Below are 23005 nucleotides of genomic sequence, written 5' to 3'. Positions count from 1 at the left end.
GAGCAGTGAGCGAGTTCGAGGTCGACACCGAGGTGCTGCGGTCGCACGCCTCGCGGCTGTCCATGGTGACCGACGCGGTGGCGCTCGCGGAGGGCGCCGCAAACCAGGTGGACCTGCACGGCGGGGCGTTCGGGGTGCTGTGCGCCTTCCTGCCGGGGTTCGTCAACTCCGCCGAGGTGGAGACGGGGCAGGCGATCGGTGCCGCGCGCGACTCGCTCGAGGCGATGGCCGACGGCGTGGTCGCGATGGCCGACGACTACCGCGCGGTCGACGACGGGGTGCGGGGCCGGATGGACACGATCGCGGGGGTGCTGCGGTGACGGCGAACCCGTTGGTCGCGGGTCCGGTGGACACGTCGTCCGCGCTGGGCGGGACGATGCTGGTGGAGTCGCTGTACGACCTGTCGCGGGCGATCGAGTCCGAGGACTGGGTGGCGGCGGGTCTGGCGGGGCTGTCGACGGTGCTGGACACGGCGGCGGCGGTGATGGACCCGTTGGGTCAGCTGATCGCGGCGGGGCTGGGCTGGTTGATGGAGCACGTGGAGCCGCTCAAGGGGTGGCTCAACGACCTGACCGGTGATGCGGGGGCGGTGCTGGGGTTCGCGGGGACGTGGGACAACATCGCCACGCAGATGGGCAGCGCGGCGGGGGACCTGGACCACCTGGTGGCGGCGGACCTGGAAGGGATGCGGGGCCAGGGGGTCGAGGCCTACGCCCGCTACGCGAGCGACTTCGCCGAGCACCTGCGGGGGATCGGTGGGTCCTCGACGGCGGTGGCGAGCAGTCTGCGGACGTGCTCGACGATCGTGCAGGTGGTGCACGACCTGGTGCGTGATGCGATCGCGGAGCTGGTGGGTGCGGCGATCTCGTGGGCGGCGCAGATCGTGTTCACGGTCGGGCTCGGGACGCCGTGGGTGGTGTCCCAGGTCGCGACCCGGGTCTCGTCCCTCGCGGCGCGGGTGGGCAGCAAGGTCACGGGCGTGATCACCTCGGCGCGTGCGCTGGGCGACCTGATCGACGCGCTCAAGGCCGCCATCCGCAGCCTCGGCGACAACCTCCGCGGCGCCCGCCCCGGCACCACGCACACGCCCAGCGCGCCGGCGACGCCTCCGCCGCCCAGCACTCACGGCGTCGCGTTCTTCGGCCCGAGCAACCTCACCTACTACACCCGGTCGAACGCGACGCTCGGCACGTCGAGCTCGCCGTACTTCCACATGCCGATCGAGGACTCCGCGCTCGTGCGGACGCCCAGCGACGCCCTGCGGTACACCGGCAACACCCCGAGCATCGAGCGGGAGATCCTCAACCCCTCGGGTCCGAACGGCCCCGAGATCTACGGTCTCAGCTTCCCGCTCGAAGGCCTGGGTTCCGTGCCGCCCACGCGAGCCGACGCCAACGGGTGGCCCCACTACATGGACGGCGGTCATACGGCGGTGCGTCTCGAGGACGCCCCCGGGCGTCCGGGGACCGGGGGCTACCTCGTCAACCCGACGCGGGAGTTCGTCGTCCACGGCGGGCCGGCCGTGCCTCCGGGCAGCGTCCTGTTCCAGCTGATGCCCGACGGCTCGTGGCAGCCGCTCCGCCGCTACTAGGCCTCGCGGCGAACCCCCTCGATCGGAGACCTGACCGTGCCCACCTTCATCCCGATGACGCCCTTCGAGTCGGCGCTGGCCGCGGGGCAGCAGTCGGGCGACGCCGCCGCCGTCCTGGCGGCACTGCCGGCGGCCGATCTCGTCGTGCCGAGCGGTGCGCCGGTCGGGGAGGAGTTCGAGGGCTTCGTCCCCGTGCTCTTCGACCGTGAGGGGGTCACGATGCTCGCCGTGTTCACCCACGTGTCGCGGATCGGTGAGCTCGCCGACCTCGCGCCCTACGCGCTGACGCTCAGCGGCGCGGACCTGCTCGCTCGTGTGCCGGCGGGCTCGGGCGTGGTCCTGAACCCCGGCCAGTCGGTGGGGATGGAGCTGCTGCCCGACGCCGTCGCGCAGGCCCGGCGGACGTTGCAGGGCTGATGGACGTCCCTCTGAGCGCGCGCCAGCGCGCAGCCGCCGCGCAGCGGGTCGCCGAGGCGGAGGAGCGTCGTCGCCGCCTGGACGAGCTGGGGGTGGCCGCCGACGCGCGCGTCGCGGAGGAGGAGCGCACGACGACGCCGGTGCCGCCCGAGGTGCGTCGCGAGATCTCGCGCCGGCTGGCCGAGCACCCGCGGGGCGGCTGCGCCGTGTGCGAGCGCCGGGCCTACACCGGTGACCACGAGCCGTACCTCCTCGAGAGCGTCGTCCAGCAGGTCGCCGTCTGGCGATGCTCCGTGTGCGGCACGTGGTGGGAGGAGATGCCGCACGAGGTGCACGCCCTGACGGACGACGAGGTGCGTCGCCTGTACGGCGACCGCCTCCCGTGCTGAGCGGGGCGCGAGCCGGCGGCGCAGCGTCCTGGTGGAGCCGAGGCTGCCTCCACCGCACCGACGGGCCCGCCGTCACCGGCGGGCCGACCGGGCGGGGCGCCCGTGGGCCCGCCGTAGGCTGAGGCGGTGACCGCCCCGACCACCCCCGCGCGCCGACTTCCGGTCGCGGGCGCGGTCGCCGGGCTCCTCGTCGCCCTCGCGGCGGCCGCCGCGGGCGTCGCCTTCTCGGGTGCCGTCGCCCCGACCCTGCTGGACCCGGGCGCCGTCGTGCGCTGGGGGCTCCCGCTCTCGACCGTCGTCACCGAGCTCGCGGCTGCGGTGACGATCGGCTCGCTCGTGCTGGCCGCGTTCGTCCTGCCCCGCGCCGCCGGACGCACCCCGGGCGAGGGCCGCGCGTGGCCGACGTCGGCCGTGGTCGCCTCGGTCGCCGCGGGCGTCTGGGCGGTCGCGAGCGTCGTGCAGCTCGTGCTCACGTACGCGCAGATCACAGGCCGTCCCGTCGGCGGGGAGGGGTACGGCGCCGAGCTCGGGCTCTTCGTGTCGTCCGTCTCGCTCGGCCGCACGCTCCTCGGGATCACCGTCGTCGCCGCGCTGACCTGCGTCGTCGCGCTGCTCGTCACGCGGCCGGCGGGCGCACTGGTCAGCGCGCTGCTCGCGGCGTCGGCCCTCGCCATGCTCTCGACGAGCGGCCACACGGTCGGCTCGACCAACCACGAGCTCGCGATCTCCTCGCTGTTCCTGCACCTGCTCGGCGCCGCCGTGTGGATCGGCGCGCTCGCCGGGCTCGCGCTCGTGAGCGGCCGCCTGGGCCGGGACCTCGCACCGTCCGTCGCGCGCTTCTCGGGCATCGCCGCGTGGTGCTTCGCCGGCGTCGCCGTCTCCGGCACGGTCAACGCGGTGCAGCGCCTGGACGAGCCCGGCGACCTCGCGACGCCGTACGGCCTCCTGCTCGTCGCGAAGATCGGGCTGTTCGTCGCGCTCGGCGTCCTCGGGGCGCTCCACCGACGCGCCGTCGTGCGCCGGCTCGCCGAGCGCAGCACGCCAGCAGCCTCACGTGCGCCCGGGGTGTTCTGGCGCCTCGTCGCCGTCGAGCTCGCGGTCATGGGCGCCGTGTCCGGCGTCGCCGTCGCGCTCGGCTCGACCGCGCCGCCCGCCGACCTCGAGCCGCCGACCACGCCGACGCCCGCCGAGATCGTCACGGGCCACGCGCTCCCGCCCGCGCCGACGGCCGAGCTGTGGCTCACGAGCTTCCGCTGGGACCTCCTGCCCGCGCTCGGCTGCCTCGCCGCCGTCGTCGTCTACGGGCGCTGGGTCGCGCGCCTGCGGCGGCGCGGCGACGCGTGGCCGGTGCACCGCACCCTCAGCCTCCTCGCGGGGATGCTCCTGCTCGCCTGGACGACGTCGGGCGGCCCGGCCGTGTACGGGCACGTGCTGTTCAGCGCGCACATGCTCCAGCACATGGTGCTCGTCATGGTCGTGCCGATCCTCGTGGTGCTCAGCGCGCCCGTGACGCTCGCCGCGCGCGCGCTGCCGCCGCGCGACGACGGCTCGTGGGGACCGCGCGAGTGGATCCTGGGCCTCGTGCACTCACGGTGGGCGACGGTCCTCGCGCACCCCGTGGTCGCGGCCGTGAACTTCGCCGGCTCGATGTTCGTCTTCTACTTCACCGACGCGTTCTCGTTCGCCCTGACGACGTACGTCGGGCACCTGCTCATGGTCGCCCACTTCACCCTCGCGGGGTACCTGTTCGTCAACGGCCTCATCGGCGTCGACCCCGGCCCGCACCGGCCGGGCTACGCGCTGCGGCTGCTGCTGCTGTTCGCGACGATGGCGTTCCACGCCTTCTTCGGGCTCGCGATCGTCAGCTCCGAGGCGCTCCTCGTGCCGCGGTGGTTCGGCCTCCTCGGCCGGCCCTGGGGGCCCTCCGCGCTCGCCGACCAGCAGGCGGGCGGCGCCATCGCGTGGGGCATCAGCGAGCTGCCCATGCTCGTGCTCGCGATCGCGGTCGCCGTCGCCTGGACCCGCGACGACGAGCGCACGGCCCGGCGGCGGGACCGCGCGGCGGACCGCGACGGCGACGCCGAGCTCACCGAGTACAACGCGATGCTCGAGCGGCTCGCGCGGCGCGACGCGACGCCGAGGCCGCAGCAGGCGGTCGAGGCGCAGGGCACCGAGCCCGGACGCTGACCGCCCGCGATCGCTCAGTCCTGCGGCTCCGCCGGGCGCTCGACCATGTACGCGCGGCCGTCCGGGCCGACGACGCGCTCGAGCGTCGTGCGCAGCGCCGCCTCGCGCTCGCGGTCCTCGGCCGACGCGGCGTGCCCGCGCGTCCGGTCGCCCACCTGGGCCGGGCCGAAGACGGGCAGCAGGAAGCGCTCGGTGAAGCGCATGCCGCGCTCGCGGCGGGGCTCGGCCATGGGGCACCTCGATCGGCTCGTCGTGCTCGGGCACGGGGCGCCTCGGTGGCGCACGACCATCGTAGGTCGGGCCGACAGCCGGCCCGCGAGGCGGCGGCGTCGCCCGGACGGGTGGTGCGGCGCCGTTCACCCGCTCTCGACAGGCGGACCCGGGGCACCTCCGCCATGCTCGTGCCGAACCGGTCGGTCCCCCGACCGCCGAGGAGGAGGTACGACCATGGGAATCGGAAGCGGGATCTTCCTGATCGTCGTCGGTGCGATCCTCGCGTTCGCCATCGCCCCCGACACGTGGGACGTGGTGAACCTCAACATGGTGGGCTACATCATGATCGTGGCGGGCATCATCGCCCTGATCATGGGCATGGTCTACAACCGGCAGCGCGCGAACACGAGCCACCGCGAGGTCGTCGAGCGCTACGACACGCGCACGCCGCCGCCGGCGGGCCCCGCGGGCCCGGCCGTCTGAGCCGCGCCGCACGCACGACGCCGCCCGCGCCCCCCGGGGGTCGCGGGCGGTGCTGCGTCCGGGGCCGGGCGGTCAGACGTCGAGGACGCCGCGGACGATGCTGTCGCCCGAGTGGGCGGGGTCCCCGTCGAACGGCTCCTCCGACACGTCGACGACCGCGAAGTCGTCGAGGTCGAGCCCGTCGGGGACCGTGAACCGGCCCTCGGAGCCCGTGAGCACGCCGAGGCTGACGAGGCGCGTGACCTCCCGGTCGATGAGCCACACCTCGCGGAAGCCGTCGTCGCCGTCCTGCTCGTCGACCGTGAGGACGAGCACGCGCGAGCCGTCGGCCGCGACCTCGACGACCGCCTCGCCCGTGGCCTCCCAGCCGGGCAGCGGGTCGAGCGTCGCCTCGGCGACGACCTCGGCCTCCGCCCCCGCGGGGTCGAGCAGCCGCGGCACCAGGGTCGCGCCCGCCCCGCCGACGACGACGCCGGCGGCGGCCGCCGCAGCGATCCAGGCCGTGCGGGGACGGCGGCGCTCGGCGAGCACCGTCACGGGCGCGCCGCCACCGGTCGCCGGGGCGGGCGCGGAGGCAGCCGTCGGCGCGGCGGGCGCCTGTCCGTCCGGGCGGAGCCCGGCAGGCAGGTCGAGCTCCGCGCGGACCCGGTCCCACACCCCGGCCGGCGGGGCGACGAGGGTGTCGCCCGGCCGTGCGGCACGCCCGACCGCCACGACAGCGGCGAGCTCCGCGACCTCCGCGGTGCACCGCGCGCAGCCGTCGACGTGTGCACGGTCGGCGTCGGCGACGGTCTCGCCCAGCGCCACCAGCGCGAGGGTCTCCTCGTCAACGTGCTCCACCGTCCACCTCCAACCTGTCCCGCAGGCGCAGCAGGCTGCGCCGGATGTGACTCTTCACCGTGCCGAGCGGCAGTCCGAGCCGCGCGGAGATCTGGTCGTGCGTGAGGTCCTCCCAGAAGGCCAGGGCCATGATCGTGCGTTGCGGCTCGCCGAGCCGCGTCAGCTCGTCGGCGACCGTGAGCCGCTCCGCGAGGTGCGCCGTCTCCGGCTCGGGGTCCCGCCCCGTCGTCGCGGCGACGGCCTCCTCGTTGCGCCGGTCCCGCCCGTGCCGGGCGTGGACGTCGGCGACCGCGTTGCGGGTGATGCCGGTGAGCCAGGCGCGGAGCGGGGAACGTCCGGGGTCGAACCCCTGCCGGCCGCGCCACGCGCTGACGAACACCTGCTGCGTGACGTCCTGGGCGTCGTCGTCGTCCCGCAGCGCGCGCAGCGCGAGGGTGTGGACGAAGGGCGACCAGCGGCGGTACGCCTCGGCGAGCGCGGTCTCGTCGCCGGCGGCGAAGGCGCGGCCCAGCGCGTCGTCCGCCCACGAGGCGGGCGGGTGGAGCTGCGCGACGGGTGACGAGGACAGCGGAGCGCTCCTTCCCGCGGGTCGGTGGCCGGGCCTGCGGACCGGCCGGGGGATCGGGATGCCGACGTGGTCGCCGGCGGCCAGGCTCATCAGCCGAGCACGGGGTCGGCCGTGACGATGATGTTGTCCGAGTAGCGACGCTCCTCGCGCTGGAACGTACCACCGCACGTCACGAGGACCAGGCGGCGCGGGCCCTCGCGCGTGAACACCGCGTCCCAGGCGGCGTCCGTCTTCGCGACCTGCTGGACGGAGCTCACGGCGTAGGCCGCCACGGTCCCGTCGGCGAGCGTCACCTCGACGACGTCGCCGACGGCGAGCTCCCCGAGCCGCGCGAAGGGGCCGAGCCCCGCGGAGGCCACCGAGTCGACGTGGGCCGCCACGACGGTGGTGCCGTCGGGGTCGGACGGTGCGGCACCGAAGCGGTACCAGCCGGCGCGCTCGGCGAGCGGGGGGATCTCCATCTGGCCGTCGGCCTGGACGCCGACGGGGTCGACGGGCAGCTGGACCTCGAGGGCCGGGATGCTCACGGCCGTCGGCGCGGGGCCCGTGGTCTGCGCGGCCGTGGCCGACGCGAGGTCGGTCGAGCGGACGGGGACGTCCACGACCGGGCCGGGCGCGGCCGTCGTCGTCGGGGTGGGCGAGGCGACGGCCTCGGTGGTGCGGGTGGGCTGCGGGTCCGCGCCGCACCCGGCGAGCAGGACCAGGAGGGCGGCGGCCGCGGCGAGCGTCCGTGCGGTCATCGTGCGCCTCCTGCGGTCGACGGGTCGGTGCCCGGCTCTGCCATGACAGGCCCCGCCCCGCTGTGCGTACGGGGCGGGGCGAGGGCCACCCGGCCGACCTCGCGGTCGTCGGTCGCGGGCCTGGCCGGGTGGCCGCCGGGTGCGGCGCCGCAGGGCAAGGGGCGCCGCACCCGACCTGATCGGTGTGGGTCAGTCCTGCGCGACAGCCGCGTTCATGCGGCGCCCCAGGAGGACGGCACCACCCGCGGCGGTCAGCAGGGCCGCGCCGATCAGCCAGGGGGCGGACGAGGAGGTGTCCGCCAGGCCCAGCTCGCCGGACGGGACGCCGGCGGGGGCGGAGTGCAGGCCGTCGATGGTCTGGACGGCGAGCTGGAGGTTGCCGGCGTCGAGCGAGCCCCACGCGTAGACGATGGTGCTCGTGCCCTCGGTGACCGGCACGTCGGCCGGGCCGATGACGGGCGCCGTCGTGCCGGTCGCGGCGACCGCGGCCGAGACGGTGCCGGCCGGGAGGTTGAGGACCTGCTCCGCCGGGTTCGAGAGGTTGGTGATCACGGGCGAGCCACCGGCCAGGACGTCGACCGCGGGCGCCGCGGCGGTGTGGCGCACGGTCAGGCGGCCCTGGCCGGCGGCGGTCTGGGAGACGTCGTTGGTGAAGAGCGTGGCGGTCGGCGCGCCCGCGGCGTCGAGGTGCGCGACCGCGGTGTAGTTCATGCCGCCCATGAGGGGCAGGTCGACGGGGCCGATCGCGGGGGCGCTGGCGTCGGCAGCGTCGGCCGCCGTGATGGCGACGCTGTAGGTGCCCGCGGGCAGGTCGAGCGGGCCGGCGAGGTCGCCGGGGGCGAAGTCGTCGAGCGTGCGCTCGCCGTTGACCCAGACGTCGACGACGAGGTCGGGCACGCCGTGGAGCACGGAGAGCTTGGCGGTGTCGGCCGTGGCGGCCGCGGCAGGGAGAGCGCCGAGGGCGGCGAGGCCGAGGGCTGCGGTGCCGGCGAGTCCGGCGGTCAGACGAGCGCGCATGGTTCCTCCTGAGTCCTGCCCCCGGAGAGGCACGAGAACTGCTTGACATCTGAACTACCCGGGGAGGGCGGCGTCCGGATGCAGCGAGTTCCAAGATCTTTCTCAGGAGGTCGGCGGGCGGGCCCGTACGGCTCGGCGACGGGACGTGCGGCGCACGGGACGCGTGGGACGGGAGTGACGTCGCGAGCGCCCGACGGGGCCGCTTGCGCCACCCTCGTCCCGTGCGCCGCACAGTCCGGGCGCCTACCCGCGCGCCGCCGCCGCGATCGCCGCGGCCAGGTCGTCGGGGCGCGACAGCATCGGCCAGTGGCCGGTCGGGAGGTCGACGTAGGTGACGTCACGGGTGTCCGGGAGCTCGGCCGGCATCTGGCCGGCGGCGATGAGCTGCTGGAGCACGTCGGACGGGATGCTCGTGCAGATCACAGTGACGGGGACGTCGTGGCGACGCGGGTCGGTGGGGTGCGCCGGCGCGCTCGCGACGCCCGCCGGGTGCGGGACCGCGCGGCGCTCGACCTCCGCGCGCAGCGCGTCGTCGAGCCCGTCCGCGCTGGTGCCCTGCGCGGCGAGCTCGTCCCACGCGGGGATGGGGTGGTCGGCGCCGGTGGCGTCCGGCGCGATCGTCGCGCCCTCCCGCATCGGTCCGGAGTCGACGTACATGGCCCGCCGCACCCGGTCGGGCAGGCGGTCGACGACGTGCTGCACCACCATGCCGCCGCCGCTGTGCCCGACGAGCACGACGTCGCCGTCGAGCGAGCGGACGAGGTCAGTGACGGCGGCCACGTGGTCCTCGAACGTGATGCCCGCCCGGTCCGCCTCGGCGGACTCGAGGCCCGGCAGCGTCACCGCGTGCGGCTCGAGCCCCGCGTCGCGCAGGCCGGGCACCACGCGGTCCCAGGCCCACGCGCCGAGCCAGAAGCCCGGGACGAGGACGACGTGCACGGTGGAGCGCGCGGCGTCTGCGCCGGCGTCGGTGGTCGGGGTGGTGGACGGGGAGGTCGTGTCGTTGCTCATGAGCCCACCGTCGCACGCCCTCGGTGACACCGGTCTGTCACCATTGTCGGACGACCTTCGGGAGGCCGCGTGAACAGGACCGAGCGGCTCTACGCCGTCGCCGAGGAACTGCGGCGCGCGGGACGTGCGGGCACGTCCGGCCCGCGGCTCGCCCGCCTGCTCGAGGTGAGCGAGCGCACCATCAAGCGCGACGTCTCCGCGCTCCAGCAGGCGGGCCTCCCGATCTGGGCGCAGGCAGGCCCGGGCGGGGGCTACGTGCTCGACGCGGTCGCGTCGCTCCCACCGGTGAACTTCACGCCGGCCCAGGCGGTCGCGGTCGCCGTCGCGCTCGCGGCGATGCCCCCGGGCAGCCCGTTCTCGGCCGACGGCGCCGCGGCGCGCGGCAAGGTGTTCGACGCGCTGGGGCCGGCGGACCGGGCGCGGGCGGAGCGGGTGGCCGGCCGGGTCTGGCTCGACGGTCGCCTCGCCCAGGCCCGGCCCGGCGACGACGACGCCGGCACCGACCCGGGGGTCCTGCGCGCCGTCGAGGAGTCCCTCGGGCGCCGCCGCGTGCTCGCGATCCGGTACCGCTCGGGCAGGGACGAGGTCACGCGCCGGCACGTGGAGCCGATCCTCCTCGCGCACGCGCGCGGCTGGTGGCACCTCGTCGCGTGGTCGCGGGACCACGACGCCGTGCGGTGGTTCCGGCTCTCCCGGATCGAGAGGGCCGACGTCACGCGCGAGGCCTACGAGCCGCGGCCGGTCGCCGTCGTCGGCGAGCCACCGCCGGGCGCGGCGCCGGCGGTGCCGCCGGGTCCGGCCGGCCCGGCCTGACCCGGCGGCCGGCGGCCGTGCAGGTCAGAGCACGCGGAAGGGCACGCCCGGCTCGAGCGCGGCGGTGAGGACGACGACGCCGTCGTGCAGGCGCAGGTCGGTGACGACCACGCCCGCGACCTTGCTCGCGACGAGCCGCCGGACGTCGACCGCGACGACCGGGTCCTCGGCGCCCGTGCGGAAGTCGACGACGCCGTCGGGCAGGCCCTGCGCGCGCAGCTGCTCGCGGACCTTGCCCTCGACGAGCGGCATGAAGCGGTGCAGCGGGATGCCGCGGCTCTCGGCGCGCACCGTCACGGTCGCGACGCCGTCGGCCCAGCCCGTGAACGTCGCGGCGACGGGGACGTCGCCCGCGAGCCCGCCGAGGAACCGGCCGAGGCCGCCCTGCTTGCCCAGCAGCTGCGACGCGTCGACCACGGCGTGCACCGTCGAGCCCTGCACCCGCACGGAGCGGACGAAGGGCGGGATCACGCCCTGGGCCCGCGCCAGCGTCAGCGCCTCGTCGGTCGGCAGCTCGATCCGCACGGTGCCTCCTTGGTCCGACCACCCGGCGGTGGTGCGTGAGAACGTCTGGCTAGACCGTACGGGTGTCGGCGCCAGGCGGCACACTCGGGACGGACGGTCGACGGAGCAGGGGGACGCATGGGCAGCACGGGCATCGGGGCGCGCGTGGGCGCGGGCGCGGGGATGGACCTCGACGAGGCGCGCCGGACCAAGCGGGAGGTGGCCGCCTACGTGCGCGAGCTGACCGAGCGCCAGGTCGACGCGAGCGCGGCGGGCGCGCCGCACGCCCCCGAGCGCGGGGGTGTCGCGGTCGGCCTCGCCCCGCTGCCCGACGGCGGCTTCGGCGTGGCCGTGCGGTACCGGCTCGGCGTGCCGCGGGCGCGCATGGTCGCGCGCCGCGTGGTCGAGCAGGTCGGTCCCGGTGTCGACGTGCGGCGCACCGGGCGCATCCGCGCCGTGCCGGGTCGCGACGCCGTCGTCGCGCAGGGGGTGGTGGGCGCTCCGGAGCGCGGCCGGTCGGGCGACGCCCCGCGGCCGCGGCCACCGGTCGTGACCGCGCAGGCGGTCGGGGAGACGGGCCGCGCGCGTCCGCTGCGTCCGGGCGTCTCGATCGCGCACGCCGACGTCTCCGCGGGCACGCTCGGCGCGTTCGTCCGCGTGGGCGGTCGGCTGCACGTCCTGTCCAACTGGCACGTGCTCGTCGGCTCGCCGTCGGCGTCCGTCGGGGACGCCGTGCTGCAGCCCGGCCCGGCCGACGGCGGCCGCGACCCGCAGGACAGGGTGGCGACGCTCGCGGCGTACGCCGAGCTGCGGCCGGGCGTCACGGCGCTCGTCGACGCGGCGGTCGCGCTGGTCGACGAGGGCGTGGACGTCGACCTCGCCTACCCGATCGGCCCGGTCACGCGCGTGGCGGAGGTCCGCGGGGCGGAGGAGGTCGAGAAGATCGGCCGCACCACCGGCCTCACGCGAGGCCGCGTCACCGCGATCGAGCTGGACGACGTCGTCGTCGGCTACGGCGCCGAGATGGGCGAGCTCTCGTTCGACGACCAGATCGAGGTCGAGGGCCTCGCGACCGGCCCGTTCTCGCGCGGCGGGGACAGCGGGTCGCTCGTCTACCTCGCCGACGGGGACGAGGCGGCGGGCGCCGCCGTCGGGCTGCTCTTTGCGGGGAGCGAGACCGGGGGCGAGAATGGCACCGGGCTCACGTACCTCAACCCGATCGCGACCGTGCTCCGGCAGCTGGACGCGGACCTCGAGGTGGAGGGCGCCCCCGGCGGGAGCTTCTCCCGCTGACGTGCGGCTCCGGCCGCCGGACCGCGAGGTGACGATGGCCGACCTGGACCAGGCACGGACCGCCAAGTCGCACCTGCGCACGGCCCTCGCCGGCCGGACGGGCGTGCGTGGCATCGGCCTCCAGCCCGACGGCGACGGGTACCTCCTCCGCGTCAACGTCGAGCGCCCCGCCGACGGCGCCGGCGTGCCGACCCGCGTCGACGGGGTCCCGGTGGACGTGCGCGTCGTCGGGGCGGTCCGCGCGATCTGAACCTCCCGCGCCCCCGCGTCCTCCCCGTGCGGCGGGGGCGCGCTCCGGGAGCGCGGCGGAGGGTTCGGCACGCCTGACGACCCGGACCCTCCGCGGATGGCCGTCGGAGTGGCCGCTCCCTGGGACGGAGGGATGCTCGACGGGCTGTCTCGCGTTGACTACCTCCGTGACCGACACGAGCACCCGCCTGCCCCGCGTCCGCGCCTCCGAGCTCGTCGGCCGCGGCTGGCTCAACACGGGCGGCCGGGACGTGACGCTCGCCGACCTGCGCGGCAAGATCGTCCTGCTCGACTTCTGGACCTTCTGCTGCGTCAACTGCCTGCACGTGCTCGACGAGCTGCGCGAGCTCGAGGAGGAGTACCGCGACGTCCTCGTGGTCGTCGGCGTGCACTCGCCCAAGTTCGTCCACGAGGCCGACCCGGTCGCGCTCGCCGCCGCCGTCGACCGGTACGAGGTGCACCACCCCGTCCTGGACGACCCGGACCTCACCACGTGGTCCGCGTACTCGGCCCGCGCCTGGCCGACGCTCGTCGTCGTCGACCCGGAGGGCTACATCGTCGCCCACATGGCCGGCGAGGGGCACAAGAACAACCTCGCCGTCCTGGTCCGCGAGCTGGTCGCCGAGCACGAGGCCAAGGGCACGCTGCACCGCGGCGACGGACCCTACGTGCCGCCGCCGGCCGCCGAGACCACGCTGCGGTTCCCCGCCAAGGCGATCCGCCTCCCGGACGGCCACCTGCTCGTCGCCGACGCCGGCCACCACTCGCTCGCCGAGCTCGCGGAGGACGGCGAGACGCTCGTGCGCCGCATCGGCACGGGCGAGCGCGGCCTGCGCGACGGCGCCCCGGACGAGGCCCGCTTCAGCGAGCCCAACGGCCTCGCCCTGGTGCCCGACCACCTCCGCGAGACGCTCGGGTACGACGTCGTCGTCGCCGACACGGTCAACCACGCGCTGCGCGGCGTCCGCCTCTCCGACGGCGCGGTCCGCACGCTCGCGGGCAACGGGCAGCAGTCGATGGTCGGCGCGGCGGACAACGTCGTCGACGGCTACGACGCGGTGCCCGAGGGCGTGCTGCACACCGGACCGGCCCAGGCGACCAAGCTCTCGTCGCCGTGGGACGTCGTGTGGTTCGCGCCGCTCGCGTCGTTCGTCGTGGCGATGGCCGGCAACCACACGCTGTGGACCTTCGACCCCGAGGCCGGCGTCGTCGCCCACCTCGCCGGGACCATGAACGAGGGCCTGCTCGACGGCCCGGTCGAGGACGCGTGGTTCGCGCAGACCTCGGGTCTCGCCGTCGGCGGCGACGGCCGGCTGTGGCTCGCCGACTCCGAGGTCTCGGCCCTGCGCTGGGTCGACTCGGCGCCCGGGACCGCCGACCTCGCGGTCGGGACCGCCGTCGGCGCGGGCCTGTTCGACTTCGGCCACCGCGACGGGGCGGCGGACCAGGCGCTCCTCCAGCACCCGCTCGGGGTCGCCGTCCTGCCCGACGGCTCGGTCGCGATCGCCGACACCTACAACGGCGCGGTCCGCCGCTACGCGCCCGGCGCCGACGGCGGTCCGGGCGAGGTCACGACCGTCGCGCGCGACCTCGCCGAGCCGTCCGGCCTCCTCGTCGAGGTGCACGACGACGGCGCGGTCGACCTCCTCGTCGTCGAGTCCGCGGCGCACCGCCTCACGCGCCTGCGCCTGCCGGCGCGGCTCGCGGGCGAGCTGCTCGACCGCGGCGCGCACCGCACGCAGCGACCGGTCTCCGAGGTGGGGTCGGGCGAGGTGCGGCTCGACGTCGTGTTCACGCCCGCGACGGGCCAGAAGTACGACGACCGCTACGGCCCCTCGACCCGCCTCCAGGTGTCGTCGACGCCGCCCGAGCTGCTGCTCGACGGCGCGGGCGACGACGTCCCGCTCGAGCGCGTGCTGCGGATCAACCCCGACGTCGCCGAGGGCGTGCTGCACGTGACCGCGCAGGCGGCGTCGTGCGACGCCGACCCGGCGGTCGAGTTCCCCGCGTGCCACCTCAACCAGCAGGACTGGGGCGTCCCGGTCCGCGTCGTCGACGGCGGCCCGGCGGTCCTCGCCCTCCCGCTGCACGGCTGACCCACCGGCCGCGCGCCGGTTCTGGAACCCGGACGCCACCGCGCGCGCCGGATCCGTTCCAGAACCGGCGCCCCCGCCGTGCCGGCGGGGGTCAGAGGTCGCCCGCCGCCGCCCGGGTGAGGAGCTCGAGCACTCGCGCGTCGGGTCGGTCGGGCCTACCGTGCGGCGAAGGTGACCCGAAACCGGGCCATCCGGACACCGTCGTCTGGGAGGAACCGTGCGCAGACCGCTCATCACCCTGGTCGCCCTGATCGCGTTGCTGGTGGGGCTCTCCGCCCCCGCCTCGGCGATCACCGGCAACTACGTCGAGGACACCGAGCACCCCTACGTCGGCCTCGTCGTGTTCTACGACGCGGACGGGGAGTTCACCCACCGCTGCAGCGGCGCCCTGCTGACGCCGACCGTCTTCCTCACGGCGGGCCACTGCACCGCCGAGTCCACCGAGGCCGTCACCGCCCGCGTCTACTTCCAGCAGGACGCAGGCGTGAACTACGACCCGGCCACCGAGCTCGACCCCGTCTCGGGCTACCCGGAGACGTGCGCCGCCGGCACGCTCGGCGTCACGTGCGCGATGTCCGACCAGCTCTACGACTACGGCTTCACGGACTTCGAGGGCTTCCCGAACGCCCGGGACGTGCGCGACGTCGGCCTCGTCGTCCTCGACCAGCCGATCATGCTGCCCGAGTACGGCGTGCTCGCCGCGGCCGGGACGCTCGACGGGTACGGCACGCAGCGTGGTCGCCAGGACCTCACCGTCACGGCCTCCGGCTACGGCCTGACCGAGAGCAACCCCGTCCACGTGACGTCGTTCCGCGAGCGCCTCATGGCGTCCGCGCGCATCAACAACGTCGAGGGCGGCCTGGCGGGCGGCTTCACGCTGCAGAGCAACGGCAACGGCACCGGCAAGGGCGGGACCTGCTCGGGTGACTCCGGCGGTCCGGTGTTCCTCGGCGGCTACACGTCCAACACGATCGTCGCCGTGACGTCCTACGGCCTCAACGCCTGGTGCCGCGGCAACGACTTCGCCTACCGCACGGACCGCGCCGAGATCCTCGCGTGGATCCTCGCGACGGTCGAGGAGAGCGGGACCGCGTACGACGACGTCCAGGTCGTCTGACCCGCCCACCCACCCGGCCCCTCGCCGGGATGCCGATTCCGCCGGCGTGTCAGCCCGACACGCCGGCGGAAGGCGTCATCTCGGCGAGGGGGGAGCGCCGACCGCCCGGAGCACGAAGGTCTCGGTGGCCGCGATCGCGGCCTCGCGGCCCGGGCCCTCGTCGGGCACGCTGCGGCTCGACAGGCACGCGTTGATGAGGGGCACCGTCGTCTCGAGCGGCTGCGCAGGCAGGTCACCGCTCGCGATCCCCTCCAGCAGGATGCGCCGCAGGATCTCCTCGACGAGCTCGGCGTGCTCGCGCAGCTGGGCGCGCGTCCCGCGCGAGAGGACGCTGCGCAGGTCCGGTCCGGGCGCGAGGTGGAACACCCGCTTGAGCTGCGTCTGCTGGCGCACGTAGGTGCGCAGCTGGTCGACCGGGTCCTCGACGTCGGCGAGCGCTCGCTCGAGCGTCGCGACGTACTGCTCGGTCTCTTGCGTGATGAACGCGATGAGCAGCGACTCCTTGTCGGGGAAGTGGTTGTAGACGGCCGTCCGGCCGATCCCCGCCGCCGCCGCGATGTCCGCGAGCGTGATCGCGTCGAAGCCCCGGTCGCTCATGAGGCTCGTGAGCGCGGCGAACAGCTTGTTGCGGGTCTGCTCGCGGTGCTCGGTCAGCGAGCCCCCGATGATCTTCGGCACGTCGCGATTCTCCCACCCCGGAGGGGCGCGCGGTGGTCGGGGGCCCGGCGCTAGGGTCCGGGCATGGCTGACGACCAGATCGAACCGGACACCAAGGACTGGACCTGGGTGCTCGACGCCCCGTGCCCCGAGTGCGGCTTCCAGGCCGAGGCGGTCTCGGGCCCCGAGATCCCGGACCTCGTCGAGAGCTACACGGCGCGCTGGGAGCACGTCCTGACGCGCGACGACGTCGCCGCGCGGCCGGCGCCGCACGTGTGGTCGCCGCTCGAGTACGCGTGCCACGTGCGTGACGTCTTCACGATCTTCGGCCGGCGCGCGCGGCTCATGCGGGACGAGGACGGGCCCGAGTTCGAGAACTGGGACCAGGACGAGACCGCCGTCGCCGAGCGCTACGGCGAGCAGGACCCGGCGACCGTCGCGCGCGAGCTGCGCGCGGCCGCGCAGGGCGCCGTCGCCGCGTTCTCGGGCGTGGCCGACGACGAGTGGGCGCGGCCGGGCTACCGCAGCAACGGCTCGCAGTTCACCGTGCTCAGCCTCGGCCGCTACTTCGTGCACGACGTCGTCCACCACCTGCACGACGTCCGGGGCTGAGGCCCCACCCGAACGGAGCAGTCGTCCCGCCCGGTCGTGCACATCTTTCGTGCACAGGCCTGTGGGGAACCTTGGGGATGACCGTGCCCGCATGTGGACGAAGCTGTGCGCGGACGGTGGACAGAAAGTCGGCCCGGGAAGCCCTTGTCGGCCCTTCCGGGGCAGGACTAGAACTAGGTCATCGGCAAGGACGGACCGCCGCACCGACCGGGGAGACCCGGGAGGGCCTGGCCAGGGAGAACCTGGGAGGGAGCCGCTGGGGCAACCCGGCGGGGACCGACCACGGACCCGTGGCGAGGGCGACGGACCGCACCGAGCCGGCAGATCGGAGCACGACGGACCAGCTCACCGGGGCGACCTGGTGGGACCTCGAGGGGGCGACCCCGAGAGCTGCGGATGGCGCCGCAGGGATCGCACCGGACCGGTCGCACGTGATCGCTGGATCGACACGATCCTGACGGGCCTCGGCCCCGACGGACGTCCGAAGGGGCCTCGGCCCCGAACGGACGACGACGATCCGCCGCATCGCCGGAGCGGGACCGCAGCACCGGGCAACCGGAGCCGCGGACGGTCGATCACGCAGCAGGGCCCCTCGGACGCTTACTCCGAGGGGCCCTTGCTGCATGTCCAGGGTAGGCAGAGGACGTCCACCCGCGCGCGACCGACACGCGGCCGGGAGGTGACGCGTCGGCGAACTCGCGCCTCGCCCGTCGGTGCGCCGGGACGGCCGACGCGAGGCTGGCGGCCGTCAGCCGCAGCCGAGGATGACGCTGCCGAGGACGACCGCCGGGCTCGCGGGGTCGGTGGTCTCGAACCACCAGACGACGCCGTCGGCCTCGACCGACTCGACCTGGAAGTTCTCCACGTAGCCGGTCTGGGCCCCCGGGAGCGCCGCCACGTCGGCGTAGGCAGCACCCGGCCCGAGGTCGTGCGGGTAGGCGACGCCGGCCGCGGGCTCCTCGCCCTGCTGGGTCCAGCCGAAGAGCGAGCCGTCGTCGGTGTCGATGAGGATCGCCAGGCCGGCGAACATCGCGTGGTCGAGATGCGGTGCCCCGCAGTCGGCGAGGAAGGCCGCGACCTCGTCCGCCGGGCCGAGCAGCTCCTCGACCTGGGCGAGCTCGACGGGTTCGCCGATGACGAGGTCCCCGACCCGGTCACCCGTGAGCTCCACGAGCGGCGCCGGCGCCTCGGCCTCGGTCGGCTCGGGTTCCGGGGTCGGGCTGGGCGTCGACGAGGGCGTGGGCGGGGCGGGGCGCTCGGACGTCGGCGTGGGGCTCGGCGCGGCCGCGTCGCCGCCGGTGCACCCGGACAGCACGCCGGCCGCGAGCACCGTCAGCGCGAGCAGGGCTCCCGACCGCCGGGAACCGAGGGCGGTACGACGTCGCGCGCGCATCTGGTCCTCCGGTGCTGGTCGGGACGCCAGTATGGCGGCGCAGGCCGCCGCACCCCGCGCGACGCCCCGCGGCTCGGCCGATCCCGACGACGGGGACGACCACGACCGGATCGGGCCGGGGCGGCGAGCGGGGCCGCTGCACCCTCGCCCGGCAGGTGCGCCGGCGTCGGCGGAGGCGACAGCGGTACGGCTAGCATCGGTACGTGACGATGACACAGGCGGATACCGATCGCCCCGCGTTCCCTGAGGCGCCCCGCCCCGACGCGGCCGCGCTCGAGGCGGCGTCGTGCCTGTTCCGCGGGCTGGCCGAACCGGCGAGGCTCGCGATCCTGCGCCACCTCGCCCTCGGCGAGCACCGGGTCGTGGACCTGACCCGGCACCTCGGGCTGGCCCAGTCCACCGTCTCCCAGCACCTCGCGTGCCTGCGCGACTGCGGGCTCGTCACGTCCCGCGCGCAGGGACGCGCGTCGGTGTACTCGATCGCGCACACCGACGCGGTCGTGGACCTGCTCGCGGCCGCCGAGCGACTCCTCGAGCTCACGGGCGACGCCGTCGTCCTGTGCCCCACCTTCGGGGTCGGCCGGTGAGCGCGGGGGTCGCCGTCGGTCCGGTCGAGACGCGCGCGCTCACGCGCCGGGCACTCGGTCTCGCCCGGTTCACCGTGGCCTACAACGTCGTGGAGGGCGTGGTCGCCATCGCCGCGGGGGCGGTCGCGGGGCTGGTGTCGGTCGTGGGGTTCGGCGTGGACTCCGCGATCGAGTCCGCCGCCGGCGTGCTCGTCGCCGTGCGCCTCGCGGCGCGTCTGCGCGACGGCGTGACGGACGAGCGGCGCGAGCGTCGTGCCCTCCGCGCGATCGCGGTGACGTTCTTCCTCCTCGCCGGCTACGTGGTCGTCGAGGGCGTGCGGAGCCTCCTCGCGGGCGAGGCGCCCGACCGGTCGCCGGTCGCGGTCGGCGTGCTCGTGGCCTCGTTGGTCGTCATGCCGCTGCTCGCCGCGGCGAAGCGCCGCGTCGGCCTGCGCCTCGGCGACCGGCTCGTCCTGGCGGACGCGGCGGAGACGCGCATCTGCGTCCTGCTGAGCGTCTCGACCCTGGCGGGTCTCGTGCTCCACGCGCTCACCGGCGCGACGTGGCTCGACCCGGTGGCCGGGTTCGTCATCGCGGCCTTCGCCCTGCACGAGGGGCGAGAGGCGTGGGAGGGCGAGCTGCTCGAGCGCGGGGTGCGGGGCTGATGGGCCACGAGCACGGCCACGGGACGGCGACCGGGCGGCACCGCCGTCGCCTCGCCGTCGTGCTGGTGCTGACGCTCGCGGTCGCGGGCGTGCAGGTCGTCGGCGGGCTGGTCTCCGGCTCGCTCGCGCTCCTCGCCGACGCCGGGCACATGCTCACGGACGCCACGGCCGTCGCGATCGCCCTGCTCGGCGCGCGCCTCGCGGGACGGCCCGCGACGAACGCGCGGACCTACGGGCTGCAGCGCGCGGAGGTGCTCGCGGCGCTCGCGAACGCGCTGCTGCTCGGCGTCGTCGCCGTGTGGGTGCTGGTCGAGGCGGTCCGGCGCTGGTCGGACCCGCCCGACGTCGCGACCGGCCCCATGCTCGTCGTCGCGCTCGTGGGCGCGGCCGCGAACGTCGTCGGGCTGCTGCTGCTGCGCGAGGGGCAGCGGGCGAGCCTCAACGTGCGCGGCGCCTACCTCGAGGTGCTGGGTGACCTGCTGGGCTCGGTCGCCGTCGTCGTCGCGGGCCTGGTCATCGTGGCGACCGGGTGGACGCGCGCCGACGTCGTCGCCTCGGCAGCGATCGGGCTGTTCATCCTGCCGCGCGCGTGGTCGCTGCTGCGCGACGTGCTCGACGTCCTGCTCGAGGCGACGCCGCGGGGGATCGACCTCGACGAGGTGCGCGAGCACATGAGGCGCGTGCCCGGCGTCGTCGACGTGCACGACCTGCACGCCTGGACGATCACGAGCGGCGTGCCCGCGCTCTCCGCCCACGTCGTCGTCGACGAGGAGTGCCTCGCGCGCGGCCGCGCCGGCGCGGTGCTCGACACGCTCGGTGACTGCCTCGGCGACCACTTCGACACCGAGCACTGCACGTTCCAGCTGGAGCCCGTGGGCCACGACGCCCACGAGCGCGCCGGGCACGCCTGACGGTCGCGGCAGGCCGCGTCGGGCCCGACCGAGGACCTGGTGCGCCGGGTGCGGCGGTCTGGACGGCCCCGTCGTGGTCGTCGGCGGCGTCGGGGTGCGGGAACGCCTGCCGGGGCCCGCACGTTGACGCGCTGACCGGTCCCCCACCCTGGAGAGAGATGGACGGCGACAGTACGAACCCCCCTGACCCGCGCGCGAGCGCACTGGCGCCAGGGGGGATGCGGTGATGTGGGTCCTGTCCCTGCTGCTGGGCATCCTCGTGGTGCTCGCGATCACGGCCGCCACCGGCTACTTCGTCGCCCAGGAGTTCTCCTACATGGCGGTGGACCGCTCGCGGCTCGGCGCGCGGGCCGCGGCCGGCGACGCGGGTGCCGAGCGGGCGCTGTCGGTGACGCGGCGCACGTCGTTCATGCTCTCGGGCGCGCAGCTGGGCATCACGGTGACGGGGCTGCTCGTCGGCTACGTCGCGGAGCCGCTCATCGGCGCGTCGCTCGGGACCGCGCTGGGCGGCGTCGGCGTCCCCACGGGCGTCGGCATCGCGGTCGGGACCGTGCTGGCGCTGCTGTTCTCGACGTTCGTCCAGATGCTCTTCGGCGAGCTGTTCCCCAAGAACCTCGCCATCGCGCGGCCCGAGCCGGTCGCGCTGCGCCTGGCGACGTCGACCACGCTCTACCTCACGGTCTTCGGCTGGCTCATCCGGGTCTTCGACCAGGCGTCCAACCTGCTGCTGCGGGCGCTGCGCATCGAGCCCGTGCACGACGTCGAGCACGCGGCCACGGTCCGCGACCTCGAGCACATCGTCGCGGACTCGCGCGAGAGCGGTGACCTGCCCGAGGACCTGTCGCTCCTGCTCGACCGCGTGCTCGACTTCCCCGAGCGCGACGTCGAGCACGCGATGATCCCGCGCGCCCGCGTCGACGTCGTGCGCGGGCAGGACACGGTCGACGAGGTGCGCGCGCTCATGAGCACGGGCCACTCGCGGTACCCGGTGCTGGACGACGACGACCAGGTGGTCGGCGTCGTGCACCTGCAGGACGTCCTGCTGCTGCCGCAGCCGAGCGCCGACGCCGTCGCGGCGCACGTCCGCCCGCCCGTCATGGTCCCGACCGTCATGCGCCTGCCGGACGTGCTGCGCCTGCTCGCGGAGAGCCGCAACCAGCTCGCGTGCGTCGTCGACGAGTACGGCGGCTTCGCGGGCGTCGTGACGCTCGAGGACCTGGCCGAGGAGCTCGTGGGCGAGATCACCGACGAGCACGACCCGGCCGTGCCGACCTACGTCCCGGTCGAGGACGACGGCACCTGGGTCATGGCCGGCGACGTGCACATCGACGAGGTCGAGCGCGCGATCGGCCACGACCTGCCGCGCGGGGACCACGAGACGATCGCGGGCCTCGTCATCGCCGAGCACGGCGCGCTGCCCGACGTCGGCACGAGCGTGCTCGTCGAGCTGCCGCCCGACCCGGGCGACCTCGCCCACGCCGACGAGCCCGAGACCGTGTGGATGCGCGTCGAGGTGCTGTCGATCGACCGGCACGTGCCGGCGACGGTCCGCGTGACGGTGCCCGCCGAGGAGGCGCCCGGCATCGCCGACGCGGACGCCGACGCCGACGGCGAGGGGAGCGCCCGATGAGCAACCCCCTGGTCTTCACGCTGGTCACGGCCGGTCTCATCGCACTCAGCGCGTTCTTCGTCGCGGTCGAGTTCGCGCTCCTCGCGGCCAAGCGGCACCGCCTCGAGGACGCCGCCGCGACGAGCCGGTCCGCGCGCGCCGCGCTGCGCAGCTCGGGCGAGCTCACCGTCCTGCTCGCCGGGTCCCAGCTCGGCATCACGGCGTGCACGCTCGCGCTCGGCGCGCTCACCAAGCCCGCGCTGCACCACTGGCTGACCCCGCTGCTCGAGCAGTGGGGCGTCGCGACCGTCGTCGCCGACGTCGCGGGCTTCGTGCTCGCGCTGGTCATCGTCACGTTCCTGCACCTCGTGGTGGGCGAGATGGCGCCCAAGTCGTGGGCCATCGCGCACCCCGAGACGTCCGCGACCGTGCTGGCCCTGCCGATGCGCGCGTTCATGCTGGTCACGCGGCCGCTGCTCGTGGCGCTCAACGGGATGGCGAACTGGTGCCTGCGCCGGGTCGGCGTCGAGCCGACCGACGAGCTCGCGTCCGGGCAGAACCCGGACGACCTGCGCCACCTCGTCGAGCACTCGGCGAACGTCGGCGCGCTCGACGCGTCGTTCTCGACGCAGATCGCGGGCGCGCTCGAGCTCGAGACGCTCGTCGTGCGCGACCTCGTCCGCACGGGCTCGCGCCCGACGGCGGTCCCGGCCGACGCCGACGTCGAGCAGGTGCGCGAGGCGACGCGGCGCACCGGTCACCTGCGCGTGCTCGTCGGGCCGGCCGACGCCCTGCAGGGCGTGGTCCACGTGCGCGACACGCTCACCGAGCCCGACGACCGCCCCGCGGCCGACCTCATGCGCCCGGTGTTCGTGCTCGAGGCGGACACTCCGGTCCACAGCGCGCTCACGTCGATGCGCGAGTCCCGCAACCACCTCGCGGTCGTCCAGGACGACGGCGCCTTCGCGGGCGTCGTCACGCTCGCGGACGTCCTCGCCCGCCTGTTCCCCGGCGCGCCCGGTCACGACGCCGCCCGCACGTCGGTGGGGACGCCGGGCTGAGCG

26 protein-coding genes are annotated in these 23005 nt (G+C 75.5%); 17 read left to right on the top strand and 9 right to left on the bottom strand.

Going from position 1 to position 23005, the window contains the following annotated elements; genetic code table 11:
* Positions 1–5 precede the first annotated feature (5 nt).
* From JIG38_RS16890 to JIG38_RS16870, 5 genes are all read left to right on the top strand, one after another.
* Positions 6–320: a type VII secretion target gene (locus JIG38_RS16890; protein ID WP_199423042.1), complete on the top strand. Its 315-nt coding sequence runs from the start codon at positions 6–8 to the stop codon at positions 318–320.
* Positions 317–1591 carry a phage tail family protein gene (locus tag JIG38_RS20765; protein ID WP_199423043.1) on the top strand — a complete coding sequence of 425 codons (1275 nt, stop codon included), beginning with the start codon at positions 317–319 and terminating at the stop codon, positions 1589–1591. The genes JIG38_RS16890 and JIG38_RS20765 overlap by 4 nt, the downstream gene beginning before the upstream one ends.
* A gap of 36 nt (positions 1592–1627) precedes the next feature.
* Positions 1628–2008, top strand: a complete 381-nt coding sequence (locus tag JIG38_RS16880; RefSeq protein ID WP_199423044.1) for an SseB family protein — start codon at positions 1628–1630, stop codon at positions 2006–2008.
* Positions 2008–2397, top strand: a complete 390-nt coding sequence (locus JIG38_RS16875) for a hypothetical protein (RefSeq protein ID WP_199423045.1) — start codon at positions 2008–2010, stop codon at positions 2395–2397. The genes JIG38_RS16880 and JIG38_RS16875 overlap by 1 nt, the downstream gene beginning before the upstream one ends.
* A 126-nt stretch (positions 2398–2523) precedes the next feature.
* On the top strand, positions 2524–4584 hold the full coding sequence (locus JIG38_RS16870; RefSeq protein ID WP_199423046.1) for a bifunctional copper resistance protein CopD/cytochrome c oxidase assembly protein: 2061 nt from the start codon (positions 2524–2526) through the stop codon (positions 4582–4584).
* 14 nt (positions 4585–4598) lie between these two features.
* Here the strand turns inward: JIG38_RS16870 and JIG38_RS16865 are convergent, their stop codons facing one another.
* Entirely contained in the window at positions 4599–4814 is a 216-nt protein-coding gene (locus tag JIG38_RS16865; protein ID WP_199423047.1) for a hypothetical protein, read from the bottom strand.
* Positions 4815–5031: 217 nt separating this feature from the next.
* On the opposite strand from JIG38_RS16865, the gene JIG38_RS16860 reads away from it, so the two are divergent.
* On the top strand, positions 5032–5280 hold the full coding sequence (locus tag JIG38_RS16860; protein ID WP_199423048.1) for a DUF6458 family protein: 249 nt from the start codon (positions 5032–5034) through the stop codon (positions 5278–5280).
* 72 nt (positions 5281–5352) lie between these two features.
* Here the strand turns inward: JIG38_RS16860 and JIG38_RS16855 are convergent, their stop codons facing one another.
* From JIG38_RS16855 to JIG38_RS16835, 5 genes are all read right to left on the bottom strand, one after another.
* Positions 5353–6120, bottom strand: a complete 768-nt coding sequence (locus JIG38_RS16855) for an anti-sigma factor (RefSeq protein WP_199423049.1) — start codon at positions 6118–6120, stop codon at positions 5353–5355.
* Positions 6107–6778, bottom strand: a complete 672-nt coding sequence (locus tag JIG38_RS16850) for an RNA polymerase sigma factor (protein WP_199423050.1) — start codon at positions 6776–6778, stop codon at positions 6107–6109. Before JIG38_RS16850 ends, JIG38_RS16855 begins: the two co-directional genes overlap by 14 nt.
* Positions 6778–7428, bottom strand: a complete 651-nt coding sequence (locus JIG38_RS16845) for a class F sortase (RefSeq protein WP_199423051.1) — start codon at positions 7426–7428, stop codon at positions 6778–6780. The genes JIG38_RS16850 and JIG38_RS16845 overlap by 1 nt, the downstream gene beginning before the upstream one ends.
* 189 nt (positions 7429–7617) lie before the next feature.
* The gene (locus tag JIG38_RS16840) at positions 7618–8445 is read right to left on the bottom strand and encodes a DUF4397 domain-containing protein (RefSeq protein WP_199423052.1); all 828 of its coding nucleotides are present in this window, start codon (positions 8443–8445) and stop codon (positions 7618–7620) included.
* 243 nt (positions 8446–8688) lie between these two features.
* Positions 8689–9456 carry an alpha/beta fold hydrolase gene (locus JIG38_RS16835; RefSeq protein WP_199423053.1) on the bottom strand — a complete coding sequence of 256 codons (768 nt, stop codon included), beginning with the start codon at positions 9454–9456 and terminating at the stop codon, positions 8689–8691.
* 69 nt (positions 9457–9525) lie between these two features.
* On the opposite strand from JIG38_RS16835, the gene JIG38_RS21140 reads away from it, so the two are divergent.
* Complete coding sequence (locus JIG38_RS21140; RefSeq protein WP_199423054.1) at positions 9526–10269, top strand: helix-turn-helix transcriptional regulator; 744 nt, start codon at positions 9526–9528, stop codon at positions 10267–10269.
* A gap of 24 nt (positions 10270–10293) precedes the next feature.
* On the opposite strand, the gene JIG38_RS16825 is transcribed toward JIG38_RS21140, so the two are convergent.
* Positions 10294–10794 carry a hypothetical protein gene (locus JIG38_RS16825; protein WP_199423055.1) on the bottom strand — a complete coding sequence of 167 codons (501 nt, stop codon included), beginning with the start codon at positions 10792–10794 and terminating at the stop codon, positions 10294–10296.
* Positions 10795–10911: 117 nt separating this feature from the next.
* Between JIG38_RS16825 and JIG38_RS16820 the strand changes: the two genes are divergently transcribed.
* The 4 genes from JIG38_RS16820 (at position 10912) to JIG38_RS21135 (ending at position 15528) form a co-directional block, all read left to right on the top strand.
* Complete coding sequence (locus tag JIG38_RS16820) at positions 10912–12066, top strand: Nal1-like putative serine protease (protein ID WP_233404601.1); 1155 nt, start codon at positions 10912–10914, stop codon at positions 12064–12066.
* Between the two features lie 34 nt (positions 12067–12100).
* A complete protein-coding gene (locus tag JIG38_RS16815) occupies positions 12101–12316 on the top strand; it encodes a hypothetical protein (RefSeq protein ID WP_199423056.1) in 216 nt (71 codons plus the stop codon).
* A gap of 166 nt (positions 12317–12482) precedes the next feature.
* Complete coding sequence (locus JIG38_RS16810; protein WP_199423057.1) at positions 12483–14411, top strand: NHL domain-containing thioredoxin family protein; 1929 nt, start codon at positions 12483–12485, stop codon at positions 14409–14411.
* A gap of 217 nt (positions 14412–14628) precedes the next feature.
* Complete coding sequence (locus JIG38_RS21135) at positions 14629–15528, top strand: trypsin-like serine protease (RefSeq protein ID WP_199423058.1); 900 nt, start codon at positions 14629–14631, stop codon at positions 15526–15528.
* Between the two features lie 75 nt (positions 15529–15603).
* Here JIG38_RS21135 and JIG38_RS16800 read toward each other — a convergent pair whose 3' ends face one another.
* Positions 15604–16206 carry a TetR/AcrR family transcriptional regulator gene (locus JIG38_RS16800; RefSeq protein ID WP_199423059.1) on the bottom strand — a complete coding sequence of 201 codons (603 nt, stop codon included), beginning with the start codon at positions 16204–16206 and terminating at the stop codon, positions 15604–15606.
* A 63-nt stretch (positions 16207–16269) separates the two neighbouring features.
* On the opposite strand from JIG38_RS16800, the gene JIG38_RS16795 reads away from it, so the two are divergent.
* The gene (locus JIG38_RS16795; protein ID WP_199423060.1) at positions 16270–16797 is read left to right on the top strand and encodes a DinB family protein; all 528 of its coding nucleotides are present in this window, start codon (positions 16270–16272) and stop codon (positions 16795–16797) included.
* Between the two features lie 748 nt (positions 16798–17545).
* Here the strand turns inward: JIG38_RS16795 and JIG38_RS16790 are convergent.
* Positions 17546–18190, bottom strand: coding sequence for a hypothetical protein (locus JIG38_RS16790; RefSeq protein ID WP_199423061.1), 645 nt, complete (start codon positions 18188–18190; stop codon positions 17546–17548).
* A 209-nt stretch (positions 18191–18399) separates the two neighbouring features.
* On the opposite strand from JIG38_RS16790, the gene JIG38_RS16785 reads away from it, so the two are divergent.
* From JIG38_RS16785 to JIG38_RS16765, 5 genes are all read left to right on the top strand, one after another.
* The gene (locus JIG38_RS16785; protein ID WP_199423306.1) at positions 18400–18777 is read left to right on the top strand and encodes an ArsR/SmtB family transcription factor; all 378 of its coding nucleotides are present in this window, start codon (positions 18400–18402) and stop codon (positions 18775–18777) included.
* Complete coding sequence (locus tag JIG38_RS16780; protein WP_199423062.1) at positions 18774–19421, top strand: cation efflux transmembrane domain-containing protein; 648 nt, start codon at positions 18774–18776, stop codon at positions 19419–19421. Before JIG38_RS16785 ends, JIG38_RS16780 begins: the two co-directional genes overlap by 4 nt.
* Positions 19421–20332 carry a cation diffusion facilitator family transporter gene (locus tag JIG38_RS16775; RefSeq protein ID WP_199423063.1) on the top strand — a complete coding sequence of 304 codons (912 nt, stop codon included), beginning with the start codon at positions 19421–19423 and terminating at the stop codon, positions 20330–20332. Before JIG38_RS16780 ends, JIG38_RS16775 begins: the two co-directional genes overlap by 1 nt.
* Positions 20333–20558: 226 nt before the next feature.
* Complete coding sequence (locus tag JIG38_RS16770; protein WP_199423064.1) at positions 20559–21962, top strand: hemolysin family protein; 1404 nt, start codon at positions 20559–20561, stop codon at positions 21960–21962.
* Positions 21959–23002 carry a hemolysin family protein gene (locus JIG38_RS16765; RefSeq protein WP_199423065.1) on the top strand — a complete coding sequence of 348 codons (1044 nt, stop codon included), beginning with the start codon at positions 21959–21961 and terminating at the stop codon, positions 23000–23002. The genes JIG38_RS16770 and JIG38_RS16765 overlap by 4 nt, the downstream gene beginning before the upstream one ends.
* The last annotated feature ends 3 nt before the right edge of the window (positions 23003–23005 follow it).

Origin of the sequence: Actinotalea solisilvae, from assembly GCF_016464425.1 — a bacterium.
Taxonomy (GTDB): domain Bacteria; phylum Actinomycetota; class Actinomycetes; order Actinomycetales; family Cellulomonadaceae; genus Actinotalea; species Actinotalea solisilvae.
This window is presented reverse-complemented; position numbering and strand designations above follow the sequence as displayed.